General features: G+C 36.5%; 20 protein-coding genes, 2 pseudogenes and 2 riboswitches. Of the genes and pseudogenes, 12 read left to right on the top strand and 10 right to left on the bottom strand.

Features of this window, described 5'->3' with window-relative positions; all coding sequences use genetic code 11:
- Nucleotides 1-30 precede the first annotated feature (30 nt).
- The gene (locus GSM42_RS02560) at nucleotides 31-693 is read right to left on the bottom strand and encodes an SOS response-associated peptidase (protein ID WP_160799650.1); all 663 of its coding nucleotides are present in this window, start codon (nucleotides 691-693) and stop codon (nucleotides 31-33) included.
- Nucleotides 694-1,180: 487 nt separating this feature from the next.
- Between GSM42_RS02560 and GSM42_RS02555 the strand changes: the two genes are divergently transcribed.
- The 5 genes and pseudogenes from GSM42_RS02555 to GSM42_RS02535 all read left to right on the top strand — a co-directional run bounded on the left by GSM42_RS02555 (nucleotide 1,181) and on the right by GSM42_RS02535 (nucleotide 3,789).
- Nucleotides 1,181-1,402: a hypothetical protein gene (locus tag GSM42_RS02555; RefSeq protein ID WP_160799649.1), complete on the top strand. Its 222-nt coding sequence runs from the start codon at nucleotides 1,181-1,183 to the stop codon at nucleotides 1,400-1,402.
- Nucleotides 1,403-1,408: 6 nt separating this feature from the next.
- Nucleotides 1,409-1,510: pseudogene (locus GSM42_RS02550) on the top strand (hypothetical protein); the annotation flags it as partial.
- Between the two features lie 95 nt (nucleotides 1,511-1,605).
- The gene (locus GSM42_RS02545) at nucleotides 1,606-2,259 is read left to right on the top strand and encodes a YdcF family protein (RefSeq protein WP_160799648.1); all 654 of its coding nucleotides are present in this window, start codon (nucleotides 1,606-1,608) and stop codon (nucleotides 2,257-2,259) included.
- Between the two features lie 92 nt (nucleotides 2,260-2,351).
- The gene (locus GSM42_RS02540) at nucleotides 2,352-3,182 is read left to right on the top strand and encodes an aldo/keto reductase (RefSeq protein ID WP_160799647.1); all 831 of its coding nucleotides are present in this window, start codon (nucleotides 2,352-2,354) and stop codon (nucleotides 3,180-3,182) included.
- 130 nt (nucleotides 3,183-3,312) lie between these two features.
- Nucleotides 3,313-3,789: a hypothetical protein gene (locus tag GSM42_RS02535; RefSeq protein ID WP_160799646.1), complete on the top strand. Its 477-nt coding sequence runs from the start codon at nucleotides 3,313-3,315 to the stop codon at nucleotides 3,787-3,789.
- 37 nt (nucleotides 3,790-3,826) lie between these two features.
- Here the strand turns inward: GSM42_RS02535 and GSM42_RS02530 are convergent, their stop codons facing one another.
- Together GSM42_RS02530 and GSM42_RS02525 are read right to left on the bottom strand one after the other, a co-directional pair.
- Entirely contained in the window at nucleotides 3,827-5,362 is a 1,536-nt protein-coding gene (locus tag GSM42_RS02530) for a DUF4153 domain-containing protein (RefSeq protein WP_160799645.1), read from the bottom strand.
- A gap of 108 nt (nucleotides 5,363-5,470) precedes the next feature.
- Nucleotides 5,471-6,361 carry a LysR family transcriptional regulator gene (locus GSM42_RS02525; RefSeq protein WP_160799644.1) on the bottom strand — a complete coding sequence of 297 codons (891 nt, stop codon included), beginning with the start codon at nucleotides 6,359-6,361 and terminating at the stop codon, nucleotides 5,471-5,473.
- Between the two features lie 173 nt (nucleotides 6,362-6,534).
- On the opposite strand from GSM42_RS02525, the gene blaOXA reads away from it, so the two are divergent.
- From blaOXA to GSM42_RS02510, 3 genes are all read left to right on the top strand, one after another.
- Nucleotides 6,535-7,386 (top strand): class D beta-lactamase, encoded by an 852-nt coding sequence (gene blaOXA / locus GSM42_RS02520; protein ID WP_160799643.1) that lies wholly within the window; start codon nucleotides 6,535-6,537, stop codon nucleotides 7,384-7,386.
- A 165-nt stretch (nucleotides 7,387-7,551) separates the two neighbouring features.
- On the top strand, nucleotides 7,552-8,427 hold the full coding sequence (locus GSM42_RS02515) for a peptidoglycan-binding protein (protein WP_202404724.1): 876 nt from the start codon (nucleotides 7,552-7,554) through the stop codon (nucleotides 8,425-8,427).
- Between the two features lie 113 nt (nucleotides 8,428-8,540).
- Nucleotides 8,541-8,987, top strand: a complete 447-nt coding sequence (locus GSM42_RS02510) for a nuclear transport factor 2 family protein (protein WP_160799642.1) — start codon at nucleotides 8,541-8,543, stop codon at nucleotides 8,985-8,987.
- Nucleotides 8,988-9,051: 64 nt separating this feature from the next.
- Here GSM42_RS02510 and GSM42_RS02505 read toward each other — a convergent pair whose 3' ends face one another.
- Entirely contained in the window at nucleotides 9,052-10,908 is a 1,857-nt protein-coding gene (locus GSM42_RS02505) for a bifunctional homocysteine S-methyltransferase/methylenetetrahydrofolate reductase (protein WP_160799641.1), read from the bottom strand.
- A 12-nt stretch (nucleotides 10,909-10,920) separates the two neighbouring features.
- Complete coding sequence (metH, locus tag GSM42_RS02500; protein WP_160799640.1) at nucleotides 10,921-14,373, bottom strand: methionine synthase; 3,453 nt, start codon at nucleotides 14,371-14,373, stop codon at nucleotides 10,921-10,923.
- A 73-nt stretch (nucleotides 14,374-14,446) separates the two neighbouring features.
- Nucleotides 14,447-14,557: riboswitch (SAM riboswitch) on the bottom strand.
- Between the two features lie 538 nt (nucleotides 14,558-15,095).
- Between metH and GSM42_RS02495 the strand changes: the two genes are divergently transcribed.
- Both GSM42_RS02495 and GSM42_RS02490 read left to right on the top strand, forming a co-directional pair.
- Complete coding sequence (locus GSM42_RS02495) at nucleotides 15,096-15,254, top strand: hypothetical protein (protein WP_160799639.1); 159 nt, start codon at nucleotides 15,096-15,098, stop codon at nucleotides 15,252-15,254.
- 632 nt (nucleotides 15,255-15,886) lie between these two features.
- Nucleotides 15,887-15,997, top strand: a riboswitch (SAM riboswitch).
- A 127-nt stretch (nucleotides 15,998-16,124) separates the two neighbouring features.
- A complete protein-coding gene (locus GSM42_RS02490) occupies nucleotides 16,125-17,285 on the top strand; it encodes an aminotransferase class I/II-fold pyridoxal phosphate-dependent enzyme (RefSeq protein ID WP_160799638.1) in 1,161 nt (386 codons plus the stop codon).
- Between the two features lie 33 nt (nucleotides 17,286-17,318).
- On the opposite strand, the gene GSM42_RS02485 is transcribed toward GSM42_RS02490, so the two are convergent.
- The 3 genes from GSM42_RS02485 to GSM42_RS02475 all read right to left on the bottom strand — a co-directional run bounded on the left by GSM42_RS02485 (nucleotide 17,319) and on the right by GSM42_RS02475 (nucleotide 20,327).
- The gene (locus GSM42_RS02485; protein WP_160799637.1) at nucleotides 17,319-17,867 is read right to left on the bottom strand and encodes a TVP38/TMEM64 family protein; all 549 of its coding nucleotides are present in this window, start codon (nucleotides 17,865-17,867) and stop codon (nucleotides 17,319-17,321) included.
- 178 nt (nucleotides 17,868-18,045) lie between these two features.
- Entirely contained in the window at nucleotides 18,046-18,246 is a 201-nt protein-coding gene (locus GSM42_RS02480; RefSeq protein ID WP_160799636.1) for a YbdD/YjiX family protein, read from the bottom strand.
- A complete protein-coding gene (locus GSM42_RS02475; RefSeq protein WP_160799635.1) occupies nucleotides 18,243-20,327 on the bottom strand; it encodes a carbon starvation CstA family protein in 2,085 nt (694 codons plus the stop codon). The genes GSM42_RS02480 and GSM42_RS02475 overlap by 4 nt, the downstream gene beginning before the upstream one ends.
- A gap of 506 nt (nucleotides 20,328-20,833) precedes the next feature.
- Between GSM42_RS02475 and GSM42_RS02470 the strand changes: the two are divergent.
- Nucleotides 20,834-21,378, top strand: a pseudogene (locus GSM42_RS02470) (dihydrofolate reductase family protein).
- 676 nt (nucleotides 21,379-22,054) lie between these two features.
- On the opposite strand, the gene GSM42_RS02465 reads toward GSM42_RS02470, so the two are convergent.
- On the bottom strand, nucleotides 22,055-22,882 hold the full coding sequence (locus tag GSM42_RS02465; protein WP_160799634.1) for a squalene/phytoene synthase family protein: 828 nt from the start codon (nucleotides 22,880-22,882) through the stop codon (nucleotides 22,055-22,057).
- 268 nt (nucleotides 22,883-23,150) lie between these two features.
- Between GSM42_RS02465 and GSM42_RS02460 the strand changes: the two genes are divergently transcribed.
- Nucleotides 23,151-24,386, top strand: coding sequence for an MFS transporter (locus GSM42_RS02460; protein WP_160799633.1), 1,236 nt, complete (start codon nucleotides 23,151-23,153; stop codon nucleotides 24,384-24,386).
- A gap of 110 nt (nucleotides 24,387-24,496) precedes the next feature.
- Here the strand turns inward: GSM42_RS02460 and GSM42_RS02455 are convergent, their stop codons facing one another.
- Nucleotides 24,497-25,432 (bottom strand): DsbA family protein, encoded by a 936-nt coding sequence (locus GSM42_RS02455; protein WP_160799632.1) that lies wholly within the window; start codon nucleotides 25,430-25,432, stop codon nucleotides 24,497-24,499.
- Nucleotides 25,433-25,698 lie beyond the last annotated feature (266 nt).

The following is a 25,698-nucleotide window of genomic DNA, read 5'->3' as shown; positions in this document are numbered from 1 at the left end:
GCATTCTTTATTAAGAATGCTTTTTGTCTATCAAGAAATAGAGGAGATGTTATCTACATGATCGTTCCGGGGATTATTTACATTAGTAGATACAGGATAGGCATTCATTGTTTTTTCATCAAAAGGAGTAAGAAGACTTTTGATATACTCCACATCTGTAAGCGTTTCATCGAGCCACACTTCTTCTTTTTCGCGATCTAAAATGACAGGCATTCGGTGGTGTAATTCACTCATCAGATCATTTGGAGTAGTAGTGATGATGGTACATGTTGTGATCGTTTGGTCATCTTGTTTCCATGTGTCCCAAAGACCAGCAAAAGCAAATGGTTTTCCATTATGGACTTGAATAAAGTAAGGTTGTTTGTTATTTCCATCTTTTTTCCATTCGAAAAAACCATTGGAAACAATGAGGCATCGTTTTCGTTTGATTAGATGTCTAAAACTTGGTTTTTCTTGCAAAGTTTCCGCGCGTGCATTAATCATTTTGGTTCCTATTTTGATATTTTTGGCCCAAAAAGGAACCAAGCCCCAACGAAATAGATTTGCTTTCCTTTCTCCATTTTCTTTTGTGATACCAAGAACAGATTGAGTGGGAGCAATGTTGTATCGTTTGGAAATGGGGAATTCTAGTGTGATTTGAAATCTATCTTCTAATTGTTTTTCCTCTGTGTATAAGGTGATACGTCCACACATAATTTATCAGCTCCACCAAAGTTTTTATCAGGAAATCCATATTCCGAATAAAAGAGGTTCTGCTTTTGCATTCAGGTATAATATAACATATAGGGATTGGTTATTTTGTAGAGACAGGCAATCTATTTTTAAAACATATGATTGTTATCGTCAAGAATAAAAGCTATCTAGGATGATTATGTTTGTATCACTTAGTTTTTTTCAAAATGATCCATCAATTTTTCTTCCCACTTCGATATATTTCTTTCGTCTTTTAACTGTTCTAATATGTTTTCAATGTTTTTTTCATTCTTCTAGAACCTCGCGATCACTTTGTACCATCTTGTAGAGTAAACTTTGAATTCTTCAAGCAACGAAGATGAAATTTTAGCAATCATATTATCCAATAGAGATATTGCTCCCAATAAACATTACATTGTTGAGAAAAATTTTACTATGTTTGTTTCGATAGCAGGATTATGTCCAGATTTTTGGAGTTGCACAGCTATTGATATTTCAACGGGTGGAGATGATTCAGCGTTTAACGAAGGGGGTTATCCATCCTCTACAAGTTGAACAAGTATTTAACCTTGGGCAGAATTTGTTTCAATACTTTACTTACAAGACTAGTTGGTATAGGAGAACGATCCAGCAGGTAGGAAAACAGTTTCCTTCTTCCCAGCTTTGTTCCTGTTTTGGGTATCGGAATCGAGAAGTACTGAGCTTGTGAAGTTGGAAGTGTCCGAACTGCAAGGAATACCATGACCGAGATATCAATGCATCTCCTAACATATTGCAAGAAGAATTGCAATTACTAGTCATAGGGACTATGGTATAAGCTTGGTTCACTAGCTGTGTAGGAAGATTTACCCAAGAATCCCCCAGCTCAAGAAAGTAGATTGGAGGGAATATTCAAAGAATGGAGTGTAAAAAATGATTCCAAAATTCCCAGATGTGCCTCCATTAACAAGTCAACAGGTCAAAAGTCTAACAGAGATGGTTTTCTTAGATGAAAAAGAGTTAATCTTCAAGAATAAAAAGTGTGATTTACTGTTAGTCTTTGGTGGTACACATCCTGGAAGTTGGCAAACGGCTTTCCAACTGTATCAGTCTGACATAGTAGATCAAATAGTATTGACTGGCGGGATCAAATTAGGGGCAACGCGTCACCCATCATGGAAATTTGAAGATCGTCCAGAATCTCATGTGATGAGAGAAAATTTGATAAAACTTGGAGTACCAGATCGTGCTATGATGATAGAGGATCAATCTACTGATTCATTAGAAAATCTTCTGTTCACCAAAAAAATAATTGATTATTCTAAAATACAGACACTTGCTTTTATCTGTAAAAATTATGCAGCAGGTCGTCAATATCGGACGCTACAAAAAAACCTTCCATCTACTATCTCTCTATTTTCTTATCCCTTCGACACTTCTCCGTGGGAGGATCGTGTCATTACAAGACATAATTGGATGAATTCTTCGGATAGCAGGTCATTAGTCTATGGAGAGTATTTACGAATTGTGCATTATGGTGAGAAAGGAGACATTACTCCAATTGCAGAAACCATTTTTGGATTATGATAAAATAGGAAAAGGGTGAGTTTATCCATCGGATATCCGATATTAATGACTCTACCCATTCGATTAAGCCGAACACATAAGGAGGATTTTACATGAGTTCAGGATTGAATCAAACAGTTGTTTTACATAATGGTGTGAAAATGCCGATATTTGGGCTAGGAGTTTGGAAATCTCCCGAAGGGGAAGTAGTAGAACGAGCGGTAGAGACTGCCATTCGTTTAGGATATCGAAGTATTGACACTGCAAAAGTCTATGAAAATGAGACTGGGGTAGGTAATGGCATTATCAAAAGTGAAGCTAACCGAGAAGATCTGTTTATCACCACAAAAGTTTGGAATAGCGATCAAGGCTATGAATCTACTCTAGCAGCGTTTGAAGCAAGCAGAAGACGTCTACAACTTGATTATATTGATTTGTATCTTATACATTGGCCAGTAGAAGGCAAGTATACCGAAACTTGGCGAGCACTCGAAACTTTGTACAAAGAGAAGAAAGTTCGCGCAATTGGGGTTAGTAATTTTCAAACTCACCATTTGGATACTTTGCTTGCGACAGCAGAAATTGTTCCTATGGTAAACCAAGTAGAGTTTCATCCTTACCTTACCCAAGATGAATTAAGGGCATATTGCCGGAAGCATCATATACAAGTGGAAGCATGGAGCCCATTGATGCAAGGGCATTTTTTAGAAGAGAAAACAATTTTGCAACTAGCTGAAAAATATGATAGAACTCCAGCACAAATCATTCTTCGTTGGGATATTGAAAATGAAGTAGTGACAATTCCAAAATCGATCACGCCTAGTCGTATTGATGAAAATACTAATATCTTTGATTTTCAACTGGAGCCAGAGGACATTACATTGTTAAATCAATTAAATAGAAACCATCGATTTGGACCCGATCCAGATAATTTTGATTTTTAAATAACGGTTGATAAGAAAACGAAACCATGTCTTCGATATGGTTTCGTTTTCCATATATAGTTGATAGAATAAGAGAGAATATACAGAGGAAGACAACTTCTAATAATACAGCTTCTAGGGGATAGATCTCATGGAAATTTATCAAAAACGTAGTAGTAGGTTGCGGAAATTTTTAGTGAATTTATTATTCATCTTCTTTTTTGTTGGTGTTGGTTTTTTAATTTTGAGTATGTGGCTTACTTCTATTCAAATGAATTACCCGATCAAAAAGAGTTGGATTCTCGTCGTACCGATCCTCTTTTTTGCAATTTTAGGCATTATCTCTTTTATGAATTTACGTATACATCGAAAATACTTAAAGGTAAAGAATCCATTGTTAACCATTACAAAAAAGGGATTAACTCCACTCGATATACGAAATGGGAATGTTTTTATTCCTTGGAATCAAATCGGCGAAATCGAGTATAAGCGTATGGGGAAACTAATAAGGGTCAAAAATAAAGAAAACAGACTACTTGCCAATATTCTTATCCCAATGCTAGCTGCAAAACCAAATGATGTTCTAAAGGAAATAGAGAAATATAAACAGATAAAACGTATATGGTAATAAAAACCAGCCCAAAGTTAAAGGCTGGTTTTTCGTTTCAATTTAGCTCTTTCAAAAGCTGTATGGCACGATATCTGGAAAGGTTAAAGGATTGCCAGTTTTCTTTTTCTATTGTTAATCCAGCTTTTATTTGTCGTAATTGTTTATCGATGGCTGGTCGTAAAGAAGGCTCTTTTCGCAATTCTAACAAATATGGGACGATATCATAAGAAAGTTGATCTAAATAATATAAGTCAATGTATTTTGTTTCCCCGTATCGGTCATATTCTTGCTTGGGTGGTTGAACAAAAGCACCTTCCTTTTTTTGATGGTATCGCTCTACATTTTGCTTGGCGATAATACGATCGATGTTTATATAATTCAATGTGATATACCAGACTAAAAAGATAATTCCATAGTACTTCAATAGAGAAATATCATTTTTCCATGTTTTGATGAGTGCGACAATAAATAGCAATGAGAGTAATACCATAAAAGCATGGACTAAAATACGGGTATAGGTGTATCCATACACTTCTTCATATAAGGATAGTTTGAGAAACGCAGATAATAAAATGAAGCTAGTGCATACTGTTAAAACACTTAATAATATTTGTACAATACGATAAATGACAGGTTGGATTTTTTGCACGAGATAGATAACAAAAATAACAATAAAAATATTTAGAACCGTTACTGTTACGAGTTGATGAAATCCTTCTGTTGCATATTGAGCGTAGGTTACTCCTTTGGGTAATAAGTTTTTCGCTTCGCCAAATAAATAAGAAACTTGGATTGCAGTGAAAAGGACATAGACGATATTGATAAGAGATAAAATAGTCAGGGTAATAATCCCATCAATATGTATAGGTTTCTTTTTCTCGATTTCGATCGTTACAGTTTCTGCTTTCAATGGGTGTTTCAAAGCCCAAAAATACATCACGATTACGAAAAATACAATGCATACCAAAAATAAGTGAGTTGGCCAATCTCCCAAATCAATTCTCCATAGAAAATTTGGAATTTCGTTTACCCAGTGGTTAAAAATACTGTCAGCGGAACTTAGTAAACCAATAATGATCCCGATAAGAGGCAAAGAGAACAGAACTCCAATAAATACCTTTCCGACAACTCCATAGGCTGACTTTGTACTTTTTGATCTCACCAAATTTCCAATTAGTTTAAAGGGGACTAGTAGATTCGCAAGTGATTCGATAGTTTTGATAAATGCCTCTCCAATAAAAGAGACCTTATACCATGGGTTTTTATTATTTTTAGTTAGTAATATAGATTGAAATATAAAGAGAATACCTATGACCAATACGTTGAGATGCATAAATACATCACTAGAAAATAGGAAGAAGGTGAGTGTCAAAAGAAAGATGGGTATGGTAAGAAACCATTCAAAATTCTTCTCGAAGATGAGCTTGTCACGAAAAATGATGTAAAAAAAAGCTTGGAAAAGAATCCAAAAAATCGGAAAAGAGATTCCAGCGGTCTTATCGAAAAAAAGATAATCAAAAATAACACCCAAAATGAAACTTCCCAGTAGTAATATCACATTCTGTTTGGTAAGATTTGTAGGTTCAGCCATGCAAAATCTCCTTATTTATATACATTATTTAAATATTATTCATTATATAACAAAAGATGATTTGGGGAGAGTCTGTAAAGAAAATCAAATGAAAGTAGTCACTGAGGTTTAAAATGGAAAATATGATTGAACAGACATCGTATCAAAGATATTAGGTTCAGTGAATATTTTTGATACGATGTCCTTTTTCTCTTTTTTATAGATAACTTGAATTTTCCGACCGAATGAACTTGGTTTTATTGATTTTATTTCTAATTCATCTGTCTTTAAATGCTTACTAACGATTTCAGGGATAAACGTGATGCCTTTTTTTTGCAGAATATGCGCTAGTAGCGATTCATTCCATGGTACATCTATAAATACTGCTTCTTTTTTATAATAATTACATAGAATTCGAAGGGACTGACGTAAATCGCTCGGATCATGCCACATATAAATCGGATATGAAATAAAATCATGGAAGTGGATTGGTTCTAAATTGGATAGGCGATGATTTTTAGGTAAAGCCAAAACGTATCGTTCCGTAAAAAGATGAAAAACATTCAAGGATAGAGTTTCATCGAAATCTTGAACGATGGCCATATCTATTTTTCCTTCTTCCACGGAATTAGCTAGCATCTGTGTAAGATCTTGTACCAGAACCTTTGGAATAAAAGATAGCTTTTTATTCTGTAAAAAATCAGGAAGAAAGTAATTTGCAATACTAGGCAATGCTCCAATACGGACTGTTTTTTTGTGTTGAAATGAATGTAAATGATTTTCTGTTTCTTTCAGTTTATCTAAGATCATGGTTGCTTGGTTATATAAATATCGTCCAGCTTCTGTTAACTCTATTCCCCTGTATGTCCGCTCCATTAATTTACAATTAATTTGTTCTTCCAATTTTATTATCTGTTTGGTTAATGCTGGCTGAGAAATGTAGAGAACTTTTGCTGCTTTGTTGATACTTCCTAACTGTACTGTGGTAACAAAGTATTTCAGTTGGTTCATGGTGAGCATGGGATTTATACCTCTTATAAAAATATTTGTTTATAACTTTATGTTATATATCCTATAGGTATTTGCTATTACTTATATTTATTAATGTTCTGCTATTATAAATCTTGTCAACTTGAAAGAAAAGTTTGTAGTAGAAATGAAGTTGACTTGGACCGTACAAGGAGGATAAAAACATGCTAGTAAAAAAAGTAGCTTTTTCCGTTGCTATTGCGAGTATAGCAGTTGGTAATTGGATTGGCATAATTCAGCAATCGGAGGCAAAAGAACTATCGGAACACCGAAATAAGAAGCCTCATGTTCAATATGAGGATCTACAGAACTACTTTACAGGCTATGATGGTACTTTTGTCATGTATGATACAAAACAAAGCCAATATACCATTTATAACAAAGAAAAAAGTACAAAGCGTGTTTCTCCTAACTCTACGTTTAAAGTACCGCATGCTTTATTTGGTCTGCAAAAGGGTGTTCTCAAAGATCAAAATACTACTTTTAAATGGGATGGAACCGAGTATCCAATCGAAAGCTGGAATCAAGACCAGACTTTAACCATGGCTATTCAAAATTCTACTATTTGGTATTTCCAACGGGTAGCAGAGCAATTGGGAGTAGCTAGAGAACAAACTTATTTGAATGCTATATCTTATGGGAACCGTGATATTTCTGGCGGATTGACAAATTTCTGGTTGCAATCTTCATTGAAAATATCTCCTTTCGAACAGGTGGAGTTTTTAAAAAGGTTTACAACCTATCAGCTTCCATTTTCCAAACACAATATTGATTTGGTGAAAGAGATTCTTGTATTGGAACAAAAAAATGGTGCTATGTTGTCTGGTAAAACGGGAACTGGTTGGGAAAATGCTGTGATCAATGGTACTCCGATCAATGGTTGGTTTATCGGTTATGTAGAAAAGAATGGGAACACTTATATTTTTGCAACAAATATTGAAGCCTCCAATTATGCAAGCAGTGGAAAAGCAAAAGAGATTACACTCAATATTTTAAAGGATAAAAATATTTATTAGTAATATGTGAACCTCTGAATATTCGGGGGTTTCTTTTTTTATGTTTGTTATACAAATTTTATATACATCTATAAAAATGACACAAGAATGCCTCTTCTCAATAATAAAACTTTTCGTTATGCTAAATATGTCTGAAATATTTGTAGAGATAGAGAGGAGAGAAAAATGAATAAATTAAGGGTATTTTCATTTCTATCTGTGGCAATAATGATGGCGATGGTGATCGGGTTTACGCTCCCCTACCAAACGGATGCAGCGGCTGTTTCTTACAAGATAGAGATTAACAAAACGTCAAATAAACTCTATCTTTATAAAAATGGCAAGGTAATGAAAGTGTATCCAGTTGCTACTGGGGCAAACACTGCAAAGATTCCTACAGGATCAAAAGTAATTCCAAAATCAGCGACTCCAGAAGGGACATTTCCAATTGTAGTAAAAACGGTAAATCCACAATGGAAAAACGTTCCTGGTACCGTAAACGGTAAACCAAATCCAGACAATCCACTAGGTGTACGGTGGCATGGTTTGAAAGTAAATGGTGATGGTGGAAACATTTATGGTATTCATGGGACGAGCAATCCAAGCTCGATAGGAAAACATGCTTCCGCTGGCTGTATCCGGATGCAGAACAAAGATGTAGTAGAATTATTTAACATTGTTCCATTGAATACGGCTGTTTGGATTCATTCAGGTAAGAGTGATGGCAAATGGAAAGGCAATCCAAATGTAGGAGCTAATTCATCTGCAAATTATAGTGCATCTTATCCTGGTAAAAAATATTTTACCAAAGGCGCCAATAACAAATATGTGTATCAATTAGGTGTGATGTTGCAAAGAACTGGATATGGTAAACACTATCGTGTTGGACCATCCAATGTATTTACAGAAGCGGATCGTCTTAATGTCCAAGAATTCCAATTGGCACAAGGCTGGAGAGGTACTAAATTAGGTCAGGATGCTGATGGTTATCCTGGTCCTGAAACTTGGAATCGCCTTGTTAAACAAAGTGGAATTTTAAAAGTGAACACTTCCAATAACTAATTGGATAAAAAAACAACTACTATAAAAAGGTAGTTGTTTTTTATTGCAAAATAAGACGGCAATATTTCATTAGTTTGTAAGTGATAGAATTTGTGCAAAAGGGAGGGGTTATTTTGAACACAGTACAAATGAAAGCAATGGATCTAATAGAAAGAATGTTTCAAGCGGAATTGCAATACATGCAAACAGATGGACAGACGAATAGGGAAATGAAATCTGTTTTTCATCCAGAAATTGTGGTGCATGAACCTGAATTTTTACCTTATGCCGGGGATTGGTCTGGATATACAGAACTAGGTAAACTTTGGAGTACGATGAATAAATATTGGAAATCGATGAAGGTGGAAAATGTAAAAGCAACTATCGATGAAGAATTTCTTTTTTTAAATTGTACTTTAAGCTTAGTAGCGCGGGATTCCGGCCAGATCATCACACAGCCATTTTCAGAATATCTGAGATTACAGAATGGTTTAATTGTAGAAGCTACTCCTTTTTACTTTGATACTGCACAAATAAATGAAGTACTAAAATTTACACCAAGGCGTAAAGATATGAGTTAGAAACTAGTCAACTAGAGAAAACCCATCTATTAAAAATGATGGGTTTTTATATAGAACCAATACTTTAAAGTAGAGCTTTTTCCAATCTTTGATCTTTCTGTCGGATATAATGCGTGAGTTCTACGCTCATTTGCCAGAATGTGAAGGGCGTGATCAAGTAGATTCCATTAAATTTTTCCATTGCACAATCTAATAAATCTTTTGTAATATCTATACCTAATTTCCTTGCTACTTGCGGATTTGATGTATTTGACATGAGAGTTAAAACATCATCTGTAATTTTAATCCCAGGAATTTCGTTATGCAAAAAGAGTGCATTTCGATAGCTAGTGATCGGCATGATACCAACAAAGATAGGTATCTCGATATGTCGAGTAGCTTCGTATAAACGATGGATGCTCTTATGGTCATAAAGAGGTTGTGTCATTACAAAATCTGCACCAGCTTCTATTTTTTTCTCCAATCGTTCTACTGCTTTTTCGATCTTCCGAACATGGGGATTGAGTGCTGTACCTACTACAAAATTTGCTGATTGGTTCAATCGTTTTCCTGAAAAGGAGATGCCTTGATTTAGCTGTTTGACCATGCGAATTAATTCAAATGAGGTAACATCATAAATAGAGCTAGCTCCAGGTAGATCACCTATCCGTGATGGATCACCTGTGATTACTAATATTTGATCAATCCCAAGGGCATGTAACCCCATAAGATGAGATTGCTGTCCGATAAGATTGCGATCACGGCAAGCTACATGTAAAAGCGGATTTAATCCAAGTTGCGATTTCAAAATAGCTCCTAATGCAAGATTGCTCATTCTGGTCGTTGCTAGTGCATTATCAGCCATGGTGATCGAATCAACTCCTGCTTCATGCAATTTACGTGAACCGAGGAGGAACTCACTGGTATCCAAATCTTTTGGTGTGTCGAACTCACAGATGATCGTTCGTTGGTGTTGTACTTTTGTCAGGATGGAATCTTTTTTCTGCTCGTGAATGGAAAGTTTTCTATTTCTATTACTAGCTAGCTCATCAATAGCTGGATTTTTCCGCTTATTTGGTTTGTATTTTTTTACAATTTCCCGTATTTGAGCGATATGTGCAGGTGCTGTTCCACAGCATCCTCCTATCATGGAAACTCCCTGTTCCAATATGAGCTCTGCGGTTTCTGCAAAATAGGATGGGCGGGATTTATGTTTTACTTCACCATCGGTGATTCCGAGTCGCCCTGCATTGGGGAAAGCCGAGAGTAGTAAAGAATTTGGAACAATACATTTTTCTAAGCTTCGCAATGTTTCAACTGGTCCAAGACGACAGTTGAGGCCGACTCCATCCACTTTTCCTTCTAGTTCTTTAAATGCTTCTGATAGTGAATAGGCATCTCTGGTTCGGCCGACTTCTAACAGTGAGAATTGAGCGAATAGTGGGATATCAGTCAGATTACGAACGGCTTGAACTGCAATTTTTAGTTCATGCAGATCTAAAAATGTTTCGAGTAGTATGCCATCCACACCGCCATATAAGAGTGCTGTTGCTTGTTCTTCAAATAAATCCATATATTCTTCTGGATCGTATTCCATCACACGTCCAGCAAGGATAGAACCGATAGATCCGAAGACATAGGCATCATCTTGAGATGCTGTTTTTGCTATGGTTACTGCTTCTCGATTAATTTTTGCTACTTTGTTTTCCAAACCGTATCGAGTTAAACGCTCTCGATTGGCTCCATAAGTGTTGGTTTCAATCATTTTGGACCCTGCTTTTACATATTCACGATGGACACTTTCGATAAGAGTTGGTTCATTAAGATTTAATTCTTCTTGGCATGTACGCACAGGCACACCTTGTTGAAATAAGTATGTTGCCATTGCACCATCACCGAGTAAAACATGGTTTTTTATATAATCACGAATAGGAACTTTCATTTTTAAATCCTCCTAAAGAGCATTAAAATAACGAGCTTGTGGATGAGCGAACACCATCGCTGAGACAGACGCTTCTGGTTCCATCATAAATCCTTCTGTTAGGTCTATCCCGATATCTTCTGGCCTTAGGAGGTTGAATAGTTTTCTTTGGTCTTCTAGATCTGGACAAGCAGGATAGCCAAAAGAGACCCGAATTCCTTGATAACGTGCTCCAAAACGCTCTTTCATAGTCATTTCTATCGGATCAGGGAAACCCCAAGCGCTGCGCATGACTTGGTGGATACGTTCTGCAAATCCCTCTGCTAACTCAAGAGCGAGAGCCTGTATCATGTGGGAGTGCAGGTAGGAGCCAGTATTTTTCCACTTTTCAGCAAGTTGACGTACACCTGTACCAGCAGTTACCGCAAAAAAGCCAACAGAATCCATTTCTCCTGAACTGGCCGGACGGAGAAAATCGGCCAAGCATAAGTGTGGTTCTACTTGTTGTCTAGGGAAATGGAATCGCTCTATTATCTTGGAATGGTCGCTCGGATCGTAAATCATTACAGTGTTTCCGTCAGATTGTGCCGGGTAAAATTGATATATTCCTTGTGGTGATAAATAATTTTTTGTAACTGCTTCATTCCATAGATGACTTAGTTGTTTTTTTAGTTCGATTGTTTTTGGATCTTCATTTGCTAATAAGTTTTCTACGTTTCCTTTTATTCCTAGATGTTTACCTAATAGCATTTGCTCGTTGATATAAGCTTGCAGGTGTGTGAGCGGGTAATCTCGTAAAATATGACGAGCAAAGTCAGGAGCAGGATATAGTTGTACATTTCGGTCAATTGGCGAACGGGTAACAGGAGTACGAGAAAGGTTGATTGGTATATTTCCCGTTTCTTGTTCAGAGACTGTCTTTGCTTTCTTTTGATGAAATTTTTTGATGAAAATTTCCCGTCTACTTGGAGAGCTTAACTGATTAGCTATGTCTAATCCATGCATGGCATCTTTTGCATATAGAACAGGACCAGCATAAGCAGGAGCAATCCGATTATCGGTAAATTTCCTCGAAAGAGCGGCACCACCGACTAATAGAGGAACATCGATTCCAACAGCTTGTAGATCTTGTGCAGTGATCACCATTTGTTGTGCAGATTTAACAAGTAAACCAGATAAGCCAATTGCATCCGGTTTTTCTTCGCGACAAGAAGCAATTAACTGTTCAGGAGTAACTTTTATCCCAAGATTTACAATGTTATATCCATTGTTCGACAAGATGATTTCTACTAGATTTTTACCAATGTCATGGACATCTCCCTTTACCGTGGCTAGTATAATTTTTCCTTTGGACGTAGTATCTGCTTTATCCATATAAGGTTCTAAATGAGCTACAGAGGCTTTCATCACTTCTGCACTTTGAAGGACTTCTGCAACAATTAATTGATTATCGTTAAATAATCGGCCAACCTCATCCATTCCAGCCATCAGAGGCCCATTGATAATTTCCAGTGGGGAAGAGGTTTTAAGAGCAAGATCCAGATCAGAGATTAATCCATCTTTGGTACCTTCTACAACGTAGTTTGCTAACCGTTCTTCGAGTGATAACGTTTGTGTAGATGGTTTTTTCTCTACTTTTTTCTCTCGATAATAGTCCGTAAAAGCAGCCAGTACTTCATCATAATTGGTGTCATTGGTATCAAAGAGTAATTTTCTTGCCAATTGTTTTTCTTCAACAGGTATAGAAGCATACCGTTCCAATCGTTCTGAGTTGACTATCGCATAATCAAGTCCAGCTTTTGTACATTCATAAAGATAAACAGCATTGAGTACTTCTCGACCTGCATTTGGTAATCCAAAGGATACATTTGAAACGCCTAGTATCGTGGTACAAGTAGGCAAGTATTGTTTGATGAGTCGTATCCCCTCTACCGTTTCCAGTGCAGAGCCAATATATTGCTCATCACCAGTACCGACTGGAAATACCAATGGATCAAAAATAATATCGTTCGGATTTACTCCATATTTCTTTGTCAACAAATCAAAGGAACGTTTAGCAACTGCTAACTTGCGTTCACGGGTTACTGCCATGCCTTCTTCATCAATTGTTCCTACTACAACAGAGGCTCCAAAGCGATGTAAAAGTGGTATCACCTCTGCAAAGCGTTCTTCACCATCTTCTAAGTTAATAGAGTTGATAATTGCTTTACCTTGTGAATAAGTAAGCGCCATTTCAATTACTTTTGGATCTGTAGAGTCAATCATGAGCGGTACTTTCACTTTTTTGGTTACAAATTGCAGAAATCTTTCCATATCTTTAAGTTCATCACGATCAGGATCAGCTAAGCAGATATCGATGATTTGTGCCCCGCCTTTTACTTGTTTTCGTGCTACTTCTGAAGCATCTTCGTATTTTTCTTCCGCTATCCAAGATTTAAAGAGACGGGAACCAATTACATTGGTACGTTCTCCAACGAGTAAAGGGCGATTATCATCTTCGACAAAGACAGATTCAATACCAGAAACTGCAGGGAGGTGGGGATGAGCCAGATGACGAGGTTGATAAGGATCAATTGCTTGCGCGATAGCCTGAATGTGTTCAGGTGTTGTTCCACAACAACCACCAACTAAGTTGAGCCATCCCGCCTCTGCGAATTCACTCAGTTTTTTCGCCAAAGATGGGGGAATTTCGAGATAGTTTCCATCTTCATCAGGAAGACCTGCATTTGGATAACAAGAAACTGCACAAGTAGCCAATCCAGAAAGGGTACGGATGTGGTCTTTCATAAACTCAGGACCTGTCGCACAGTTTAACCCAACAGCAAGAGGCTTAAGATGTTCGATAGATAAATAAAATGCCTCAATATTTTGTCCAGCAAGCATCGTTCCCATTGGTTCAATCGTACCTGAGATGATCAAGGGGATTCGTTTGTTACTTTCTTTAAAAGCTCGCTCTATCCCGATACAAGCAGCTTTTACATTTAGGGTGTCTTGAGAGGTCTCAAGTAAAAGCAGATCGATATCCTCCATCAAAAGGGCTTTTACTTGTTCGTAGTAAGAGACAGATAGCTCTGAAAATGTAATACCTCCAGTTACTGTCAATGTCTTCGTAGTAGGACCAAGTGAACCAGCTACATAACGAGGGTGATCTACTGTACTAAAATGATCACGTGCTGTACATGCGATACGCGCTGCCGCTCGGTTGATTGCTGTAGTCCGTTGTTGGACATCATATTCTGCCAAAACAACCGAAGTGGCACCAAATGTATTCGTTTCAATGATATCAGCACCAGCATCTAAATAAGCTTCATGGATTTGAAGGATAACATCCGGTCGAGTTACATTTAGTAGTTCATTGCAGCCCTCGTACTCTTCCCCTCCAAAATCTTCTGCAGTTAGTTGCGCACGTTGAAGCATAGTACCCATCGCACCATCAATAATTAATATTTTTTCTTTGAGCCTCTGTTCGATTGATTTTCTGTTCATGGCAACCATCCTTTATTAGTCATAAAAAACCTTTCATCTCAACGAGATGAAAGGTGATCGATTATATCGTCGACTCTCATCTCGCAGAATACATATTCCGCAGGAATTGGCACCATATTGATCGATTGGATCAATTGGTTGCCGGGTTTCATCGGGCCAGTCCCTCCACCACTCTTGATAAGAGAAATATTCAGTTGAATTGGGGGGAATCATTTATTCCTAACTATTAATTATACTACAGAAAATTGAAAAAAAGAACATTTTTTCACTTCATGATATAATTTATTTGAAGTTGTTACCATATCCATCTGACTATTTTATTCAGAGTAGAGTCGAATCATTGCTACCAGTGGATCTCAATTGCTATCAGAAGGCTATTTGCAAGCGGGTAGCCCAACTGTGGTAGTTTTTTGGGGTTGTTTCGCTGCTATCTTCGCTTTGGAGTACCAACAAAGTTAAGTAGTGAAGACAGTTGGATGATGGCTGCTATGATATTGGGAATGTGTTGTGATCCATGTTGTATGTTAAATAATAACAAAACATTAATAATAGTACAAAATAGTCATTTAATGGACTTTACTGGTGCTAGGGTAGTTATTTTTTTAAAAATGTAAATACAAGGGGCCTTTATTATTTCTTCGCATTTGTTCTCGAACCAGCAAACGGCGTGCAAGGGAAACATATAAGTGGAATCTATCTGACGACTTAGGAGAGATGAGCAGTTGAATAAGTATGATCAAGCTCGACAAGTCATGATAAACGATATTTTAGAGATTTCAGAAGAGTATACACAGAACGATTTAGAAAAAATGGGTTTTCTTTTATTAGAGCTATTTATCGAGAAGTGGAAGACAAAAACAGATCCTAAAATCAGCAACTAAGGACTGAAGTGAATGTAATCATATAAATGGGTTTATCTAACGAACTAGAATATTAACTGACTTTTCTGGGAGAGGCAAATATAAAACAGGTAATAATTTATTGATGCAAAAAACGATGAAGATTTACAAGAAAAAATGAATGGCTGGATCACACTAAACCAAATTATGAATGAAATTTTAGATATTTAAATTTAGCTCATTTGGCAATTCATACGGAAACGGGCTTTCAAATGATAGAAATGATAGAACGGTGATTATATATGAGAAGAAAACAGCAGCTGAACAATGGATTATAATTTTCCTAATAAATGGAAATTACCCTGTGGACTGACAGTAACCTTATCATGAATAATGTGCGCATCTAACCAGAATGAGTCACATAAATAAATCAAAAATAAATAGATGGAGTGAAAAAATAACCTAAAAGAAGATCCTAACCTTATACATCAATTTTGATTGTATGATTAATTCTCAAATATTCCTTCCATGTACGAAACCGGTTTCTATCCTCACTGGACATCTTATTCATATACTTTTGTTTGAACGATTCTATATTTCATTGACTTCTACTATCAGGTAAGATACCCTTATAATAACTAGTGCAAATTGTTAACCAAATAAAAATGATATTTCTCTTATCGAGAGTGGTGGAGGGACTGGCCCGATGAAACCCGGCAACCAATTGATCCAATCGATCAATATGGTGCCAATTCCTGCAGGAATGTTTTCCTGATAGATAAGAGAGGAAGCTATGGATAAAACCGGCCTCTTCTCTTGGGAGAAGGGGCTTTTTGGTGTAAAAAAATGAGGCAGACAAATGTGAATACCCTCGGATAAATGCCTAGTATAACTTTAAGGGAGTGGTTTGGGATGAAAATGGAGACATTGTTACTGCATAATGGAAATGAATTGGATCTACAAACCGGGGCTTCAAGTATCCCGATTTATCAAGCATCTACTTTTCATCAGTTTGACCTGGATAATCCCGGATTGTTTGATTATACACGCAGTGGTAACCCCACACGGCAAGCTTTAGAAGACACCATAGCCAAGCTAGAGGGCGGTTGTCGAGGTTTTGCTTTTGCCTCTGGTATGGCAGCTATTTCTACCGTTCTTCTGTTGTTGTCCAAAGGAGATCATCTTATTGTATCTCAAGATGTATATGGGGGAACGTATCGCATACTAACTCAAGTATTGAGTCGATTTGGCATTGATAGTACATTTGTGGATACAACAGACACAAAGGCAATAACAGAAGCACTTAGACCAAATACCAAAGGGATATATGTCGAAACTCCATCCAATCCCACTCTTAAAGTAACAGACTTACGACAAGTGGCGAAAATTGCGAGCGAAAATCAACTTTTATCCATTGTAGACAATACATTTTTAACTCCGTATTATCAACAGCCGCTCTCATTCGGCTTCGATATCGTGGTGCATAGTGCTACCAAATTTTTAGGTGGGCATAGTGATGTAATTGCAGGTCTTGTTGCGGTGAAAGATGAAGAACTAGCTAATAAAGTAAAAATGCTTCAAAATTCGTTTGGTGCAGTTTTAGGCGTTCAAGATTCATGGCTGATTCTTCGAGGCATAAAAACACTTCAAGCAAGGTTAGATGTCTCTACTAAAAATGCAGGAATATTGGCAAGGTGGCTGCAAGACCACACAGAAGTAGCAAAAGTGTACTATACAGGATTAAGTGATCATGATGGTCATCACATACAAACCAAGCAGTCGAGTGGGCATGGTGCTGTCTTTTCTTTCGATGTGGGTAGTGAAGCAAAAGCAAAGCAGCTACTCCAAAAAATCCGTCTTCCTATAGTAGCAGTCAGTTTGGGTTCTGTTGAGAGCATTCTATCCTATCCCGCAATGATGTCACATGCTGCGATGCCGATAGAAGTAAGACTAAAACATGGGATAACAGATGGTTTATTACGCTTTTCGGTAGGATTGGAAAACGTAGAAGATTTAATAGATGATCTGACTCAAGCTCTTGATTTTAAAATATCATTCTCAGTCGCGAGATGAAAAATTTTTTGTTATGGTCTGGTTTTTATTAATTTATTTTGTTTTTTTCATTTTCCAGATGTAAATAAAAATCCCTAATGATAGTAGGGTGAGTATTATTTTTCCAATGAGTGATCCGTTTAAGACTTCATTTACAGAGTAAATTTCCAAAAATAATGCGGGGATTTTTCCGATTGTACTAGCTAATGCAAAGGAAATCCATGAAATTTTCCCTAGTGCTGCAAACAGTGTTACAAGACTAGATGGAATAAAAGGAACAAGACGAAGAGAGAGGATAAGGTAAAACGCTTTTTTTCCTTGTACCGATAATAATTGCTGTACTTTAGGAGAATCAGAAGTTTTGTTTTGTACAAAGTATTGAAATCCTAGTCGATATAACCAAAAAGAAACAAGAGCACCCAATGCTTCTCCTACAAGAGATACGATGAAACCTCCAACAAGTCCAAAAAGTTTTATGTTGAGTGCCGTGAGGAAAACACTAGGGATGAAGCCAATAATACTTATAAATATACTTATTAAGATACTCAATATAATTGCATATTCATGATAAGTATCAAGTATATGTGCGATCTGATGCTGCATAATAATTCCCCTCAAACTCTCTCATCTGTAGCTAGCGTTGCCAACTCTTTGTATTGATCATTATAAGCGAAGTATGGGCTGAAAAAGAGAATAATGATACACAAAAGGCAGTTTTTTTGAAATAATTTATATTACTCAAAAAAAGAAACGTTCATATAGAACATTTCTTTTTTATTTATTAACAACACCGACGAATACTTCCTCCTCCATATTTTTCATCTGTTGCCTGTTTGTGAAATTCTTTTTCCGAAAGCGGAATCTCATTTGGATGATATTTTCGAAAATGGTTGATATAACGCTTATAATTAGGTACGCCAGCCATGTCATTTAAGTAATCAGCAATGATACGAAATGGCTTGAACCAAGCTAATACATTCATACTTGTATCCCTCCATCAGAGTGGGGTTCATTTTTAACATATTTCGATTCATAAAGTGGGATTTTTTCTTGTTTTACTATAAGTTTATACCAAATTCGGATCGAGTCGATCAGAATAATCAAAACAAGTACGATGAAAACACCAGTTAATACAGCGTCTACTAAATTGTTGAATACAATCTGATTCATTTGATCCATGTTTTTCGCAACGCCTAAGAGTTTTCCACTAGCAATCGCACTTTGGTATTTGTCAGCTGCTGCTAAAAAACCAATTGCTGGGTTTGCATCAAATAATTTTTGCCAACCAGCTGTCATGGTAACACTTGTCAGCCAAACCAATGGTACGATCGTTATCCAAGAATAAATCGCTTTCCCCATTTTGATGAGAATGGTTGTACCTACTGTCAAAGCAATCACTGCCAACATCTGATTGGCAATCCCAAACAAAGGCCACAAGGTATTAATACCTCCAAGAGGATCGACTACTCCTTGATAGAGGAAATATCCCCAAAGAGCAACTATAATTGCGCTAGTCAAGATATTCGCAGGATACCAGTCTGTTTTTCCTAGTTTTGGAGAAAATCGACCCAGTAAATCCTGCAAAACAAACCGACCAACCCTTGTTCCAGCGTCAATAGTTGTTAAAATAAATACTGCTTCAAATAATATAGCGAAATGATACCAGAAAGCCATCCATGCATCTCCGCCCATGATAGAGGAGAAAATAGTTGCCATGCCAATGGCGAGTGTAGGTGCTCCACCTGTGCGGGAAATAACGGAGTTTTCGCCGATCTGATCTGCTAAGTGTGTGAGATCATTTGGAGTAATCGTAAATCCAAATTGTGTGACTACATGAGCTGCACTTGTTACATCTGTACCAATCACTGCTGCAGGACTGTTAATAGCAAAGTAGACTCCAGGTGTTAGGATACAAGCGGAGATTAATGCCATAATGGCCACGAAAGATTCGGTAATCATTCCACCATATCCGATCAATCGTGCTTGTGATTCACGTGTGATCATTTTGGGAGTAGTCCCAGAGGAGACGAGTGCATGAAAACCGGAAATAGAGCCACAAGCAATGGTAATAAAGACGAACGGAAACAAGTTTCCAGAAAATACAGGACCTGTTCCATCAATAAATTTCGTCAACGCAGGCATTTGTAGATCTGGCATTACGAGTAAGATGCCAAGTGCCAATCCAAAAATCGTCCCAACTTTAAGAAAAGTGCTCAAATAATCCCGTGGTGCAAGAAGTAGCCATACGGGTATGACGGAAGCAACAAATCCATAAATAATCATCATCCAAGCAATAGTCGTCCCGTCTAAAGTAAACATAGGAGCGAGTGTAGGATTATTTGCAACATATTGTCCACCCATCAGAGCAAGTAGCAATAAAAAGATTCCAAGGAGTGAAGCTTCCAATACTTTTCCGGGTCTTATATAGCGGATATAAATTCCCATAAGAAGTGCGATGGGAATGGTCATTGCAATCGTAAAAAGACCCCAGGGACTGTCGGCAAGCGCTTTCACAACGACCAATCCTAATACGGCAAGCAGAATAGTCATAATTCCTAAGATTGCAATTAAAGATGTAAAACCTGAGACAGGACCGATTTCTTGTCGAGCGATTTCTCCGAGCGATTTTCCATTTCTACGCATAGAGCCAAATAAAATAATAAAATCTTGTACTGCTCCCCCAAGTACGACGCCTACAATGACCCAAATTGTTCCTGGTAAAAATCCCATCTGCGCAGCTAAAATGGGTCCAACTAAAGGGCCGGCACCAGCAATCGCTGCGAAGTGATGACCAAATAGTACCCATTTATTTGTTGGAACAAAATCTTTCCCATCGTTATGAATTTCAGCAGGTGTTTTCCGCTGATCATCCAATTCAAATACTTTTTTTGCCATAAATCGACTATAAAAACGATACGCAACGGCGTAAGTACAAACAGCAGCAATGAGCATCCAAAAAGAATTAACTGTTTCCCCACGTTTTAAAGCGAGTATCGCAAACCCTGAAGCGCCAAGAACGGAAATAAAAGCCCATATCAGATAAGACCACCAATGTTTTTTCATTTTCTATTTCCTTTCTAAATATAAATTTAGTTATGAATATTATAATAACATGGTATAAGTGTGAAAATAGAGGTAATTATTTCAGTCGAGATAATTGCAAATATATTTACAAAGTTATAATAACTAAAAATTAGCACTATTTTATATTCTTTTTTTGATTTATTTAAAAAAAGATTAAATTTAATTTACATTGACTTAGATGGATTTTCACTTTAGCATGAAAGATGATGAAACGAAAAGGATGATGAAAAGCCAATGTGCCACTAATTCTATTTTTAAAAGAAATATTTATGATCTATCTCATTTGGATAGAATTATAGGCTTTTTATTATATGAATGGATAAATATGGACTCTTTAAAATTTGAGTAGTTATTGTGTCTTTTTGTGGCGACACCTAACTCCTAACCGAAAAATGGTTGAGGGGTTTTGTAATGTTCTTAAAAAATGAATGTAACCTTTTTAGAAAAGTTTATACCATTATATCCCAATGGAGGTAAATTTCGATATGACTTGTGAGTTGATTTATCATGTAGCAACAACAGCGGATGGGTACATTGCAGATCTAAATGGGTAGCAGATGACACTATTTTTATTTATGATGATGAGCATGTTCCAGATTTTATTTCTGCTATTCAACGATATGATGCGGTTTTAATGGGTGGAAAAACGTACGAGTATGGATTTCAATTTGGAAAAAAACCAGGTGAGCCAGGTTACGATGGAATAAAACATTATGTATTCTCGAAAACAATCAAATTTGAATCCAATAAAGAAGTAGAATTGGTGAAAGACAATGCAATTGAATTTATCAAGCATTTAAAGCAGACAACAAATCAGAAAATTTGGCTTAGTGGTGGTGGTCAACTTGCTGGTTCACTTCTTGATCATGAGTTGATTGACACCCTTATGTTAAAAGTTAATCCAGTAATGATTGGAGAAGGTATTCCACTTTTTGGATCTAGTATAAAGAAAATTTATTTAGAATTGATCGAACTGAAACAATATAAAAACGGAGTTATTTTACCAAAATATAAAATTAAATACAAATAAAGATGACAGAAACAACGAGAATAAATATGAAACATTTGGTGGTTTAATGCACACCCAGACACTTAAAAATTTAATCACGCGATATTGGAAACTACTGTTAAAGCTTTGGAGAAAAAATCTCGAAGTCAATGTATGTATCTGTATGAACTTGATTTTCAACCAATACTAAAACTAGAAGACATCGAAGCGACGAAAGCAGGACAAACACTTGTAGATATAAAGACGTAGTAGGAGTATGTTGTTCAAGCTGATAATTTTTTTATCACGCGTAAAATTGGAGAAGTATTAGATGAAAAACGGAGAAATTGATTCTATGCGGCTGGTATGTTTGTGTATTTGAGCTAGTGGAGGAGTTGACTGGTTTTGATAGTAAGCTGTGTTTCCGAACAGAATGAAGATATACGATCATCTAATGCCATTTTCGAAGTTAAGGGAAATAGCAGGAATGGTATCAGTTGGGAAAAATGAAGTTACGTCCAGTGTTGAATGCACTTCAGACAGTAGTTACAACAAGAAATCAAGAAGGATGGAAAGTATCGCTATTTCAAAATATACCAGCAAGCACAATTTTGTAAAAGACTAGAGATAGTAGAGTAATGAACATAGGAATTAGAAAATCAATGTCATAAAAATGAGTTACCCCACATAAGAGTAACTCATTTATCCTTTCTATTGTCTATTCACCAACTACTTTGCTTACTATATCCTTAACTTCTGTTCTACTGATTTTTTCTCTTCCTTGTGACAGGCCATCCAAAGTGCCATGGGCTAGGGCAAGTGGGATCTGGCAGAAATGAAGAATAGAACCAGATTTTAAACTTTTAATGTAAGCATCGCCTAATGCTAGGTTGCGCCTTGCATAGGAGAACATCTCATCTTCACCCCAACCATCAGGGAAGAAACTCACACCACGTTCTTTATCTTCCGATCGATTGCGTAAGATATTCACTGATTGCAAACCTCTACCAAATGCAATAGCTAGATCTCTATCTGTTTGAGTATTATCATGCCATTCCCAAATATCCGATAGCATGACACCTACCAGCCCAGCAACATAGTATGTATACTCGTCCAGATCCTCTTCGGAGCGGACCTGCCAATCTTTGTTTACCCACTTTGCCATTCCTTGTGCCATGATAGAGGTTGCTTCTGCTACCCGGTCTGTAAGAGCTGGAGGACATAGTTTTAACCAATCGGCTAAACGAAGGGTAACTTCGGGTAGTTGGGCTTGATAAGGTTCATATAAATTTTTTAATCTCGTTTCATCAAATGTTGGTTTTTTTAATAATCCACTGATTTCTGTCAGTAATTTATGTTTAACATCTGTGGGAAGCTTTGGATCGTCTTCGATTTCATCGATAGCTCTCATGCATAAATAAGCAGCAGCTACAGCTTCTTTTAAGCCATCGGTTAAATAGCTGATAGGGATAAAAAAAGTTCTACTTGTTTTTTCTAAAATAACAAATGCTTCCTTATGTAAAGCGCTTGTACTAGATTGGTTCATTCTGTTGTGGTCACCCTTTGTATCAGTATTTGCTCTCTATCTCTTTCATTAACAAAATAAGACACTTTTTTCTATTATACTTGATTCATCAACTCAGGAAAGAATTGAATTGTAAAAATTATCATGTATTAGATGGGAATATCTTCTTTTTAGTATCGTCCAATGATAATAGAATAAAACATTTCATAACCGTTTCAGACCTTCAATATTTAACCGATGAATGTTATTCTACAAATGTGGATGTGAAATAAAGAAAGGAAGTAAAGATATGGCTTCTCCAGCTTCAACGATTACGCAAGAAAATCCAAATCAAATGGCGGCTCTTACGACTTACAAAATATTGTTTATTATTAGTATCTGCCATCTTTTAAATGATACCCTTCAAGCGGTTGTTCCTGCTATGTTTCCGATTTTGGAAAAGGAAATGGGATTAAGCTTTACTCAATTAGGTGTAATTGCAGCCGTATTAAACATTGTATCATCTTTGTTTCAACCTGTGATAGGTTGGTTTTCTGATAAGAAGCCAATGCCATATGCGCTGCCTATAGGATTGGCGTGTTCTTTAATCGGGATGTTGTTACTAGCACTTATTCCCAACTATAGTTGGATTATTATTAGTGTAGCTTTGGTAGGGATTGGCTCAGCTGTTTTTCATCCAGAAGGTTCTCGGGTGGCTCATTTAGCTGCAGGCTCTAAAAAGGGTTTAGCACAATCGATTTATCAAGTAGGTGGTAATTCAGGTCAAGCATTAGCTCCCCTTATTACAGCACTTATTCTTGTACCTTTTGGTCAGTTTGGTGCTATTTGGTTTACGATCGCAGCTGCAATTGCAGTCGTTTTATTAGCTTATATTGCAAAATGGTATACCAATGAATTGCAAGTACGAGTATTAACAAAGAAAAAGGTAGTATCAAAATCAGTCAAACTTACCAAAACGATTTGGATTGCATTGATTTTAACGATGTTTATTTTATTAGCTCGTTCCTTGTATATTGTTTGTATGACGAATTACTATAGTTTTTATCTGATCGAAAATTACCATTTCACGATAAAGAGCTCACAAGCATACTTATTTGCTTTTCTTATCAGCGGAGCAGTAGGAACTTTCTTTGGTGGTCCGTTGGGAGATCGATTTGGAAAGAAAAATGTAATCTTATATTCTCTGTTAGGGAGTGCGCCATTAACACTGGTTCTTCCTTTTGTAGGATCAATCGTTAGTTTTGTTCTTTTATTATTAATCGGATTTATTATGATGACGAGTTTTTCCGTTTCTGTTGTCTATGCACAAGAGTTAGTTCCAAGTAAGATCGGAACAATGTCAGGTTTGACAGTTGGTTTTATCTTTGGATTAGGGGCAATTGGTTCTATTTTATTTGGAAATTTGGCAGATGCTATTGGCATTTCTAAAACGATAACGATTGTTGGCTTTTTACCGATTTTAGGAGTTCTTGGTTTCTTTCTACCATCTGATGATACGTTGAAGAAAGTTTATCAAGTTGAGTGATGATGTCTATATCTTTGAGTTTTAAAGCAGTGGGGCTATATGATAACTCCGCTGCTTTTATTTTTTTTATCCACAAGATGGGCGCCAACTCTGCACTCTAAAAACATGCTCTATAAAAGTCTTGGTTGTTTCTTTTCGATGTAAATTTCACCTAGAATTTCTTTCATATCATAATAATTGGAATCGAGTTCTTGTTCTAGGAATGAGAAGATCTGCTTTTTATCGAGGTCATACAGTACTTCAACTTCTTTAGAAAATAAACGTATTTCTTTTTTGAGAATTTCAAATAAAGGTTGTTGTGGTTTTATTTCTATACCTATATCCATTGGGAGCACTTTTTTTAGTCCGTTCACATAGTCTTTTAGGGTACGAGTACCAACAATTTTCACACCTTTATTCTGTTCATTGACCATAATGATAGTAGGAAATCCACGCACACCGAAACTTTTTGCAAATTCGAAATCTTGATTTAAAAGTTGTTGACCTGTTGGTAGTTCTGCTTCTTTCACGATTGTTTCCCCATCAAGACCCATTAGATTTATAAGATGAATGAGCTCCTTTTCTTCTCCAATATTTTTATTAAATACAAAAACTGCTTCCCTCGCTCGACGTAAAAAAACATTGGCTAAATTCTCGTCCTTTTGTTTCATAATTTTAAACACGCGAGATGGTGGGTAAGAAGATGGAATAGGATTGGTAAGCCATAGGGAACCGTCAATAGGCATGCGAGAGTGTTCTCCTACTTCTTTCCAGTGACTTGCTACATCAGAAGGACTGCTAATTCCATTTTTCACATCTGCAAATCCATTCCAACTTTCTAATAACCCCCCCATAATGGTGTGAAAGGTAAAATAATGACCATATTGTTCAACAAACTTACGAAGGACTGGTTCAAGTGCCCAGCAGTGAGAGCAGATCGGATCTGTAAAGTAGTAAAGTTTGATCTGTTCTTTTGGTTTATGAAAATCGATGATTTCCATTTCATTATCGGTTGAAGTCCCGCAAATTCCAGTTTCTACATCACATATTAGGTTATTTTTATTCATTGCTACCCTTCCTATTTCTTATTTGATGTTTACAAAAAGACTTGAAAAACCATGTGGTTCTCAAGTCTTGGATGGATTTTACCAAAATCACTTTTTTCTCCCTTGTGGAAATTGTTACGCATACTCATCATTTTTTAACTGTAACAGATTCTTTGTAGTCTTTAAAACAAGTAATTTATATTAAGAATGTTGTGTATTTACTTATAAATATTTCAAATATAGGAAGTTTACTTTTTTGCCCACCAAAGTCAATATTCCTACAACGT

It is taken from the genome of Shimazuella alba (assembly GCF_009831235.1).
Lineage (GTDB): Bacteria > Bacillota > Bacilli > Thermoactinomycetales > Thermoactinomycetaceae > Shimazuella > Shimazuella alba.
This window is presented reverse-complemented; position numbering and strand designations above follow the sequence as displayed.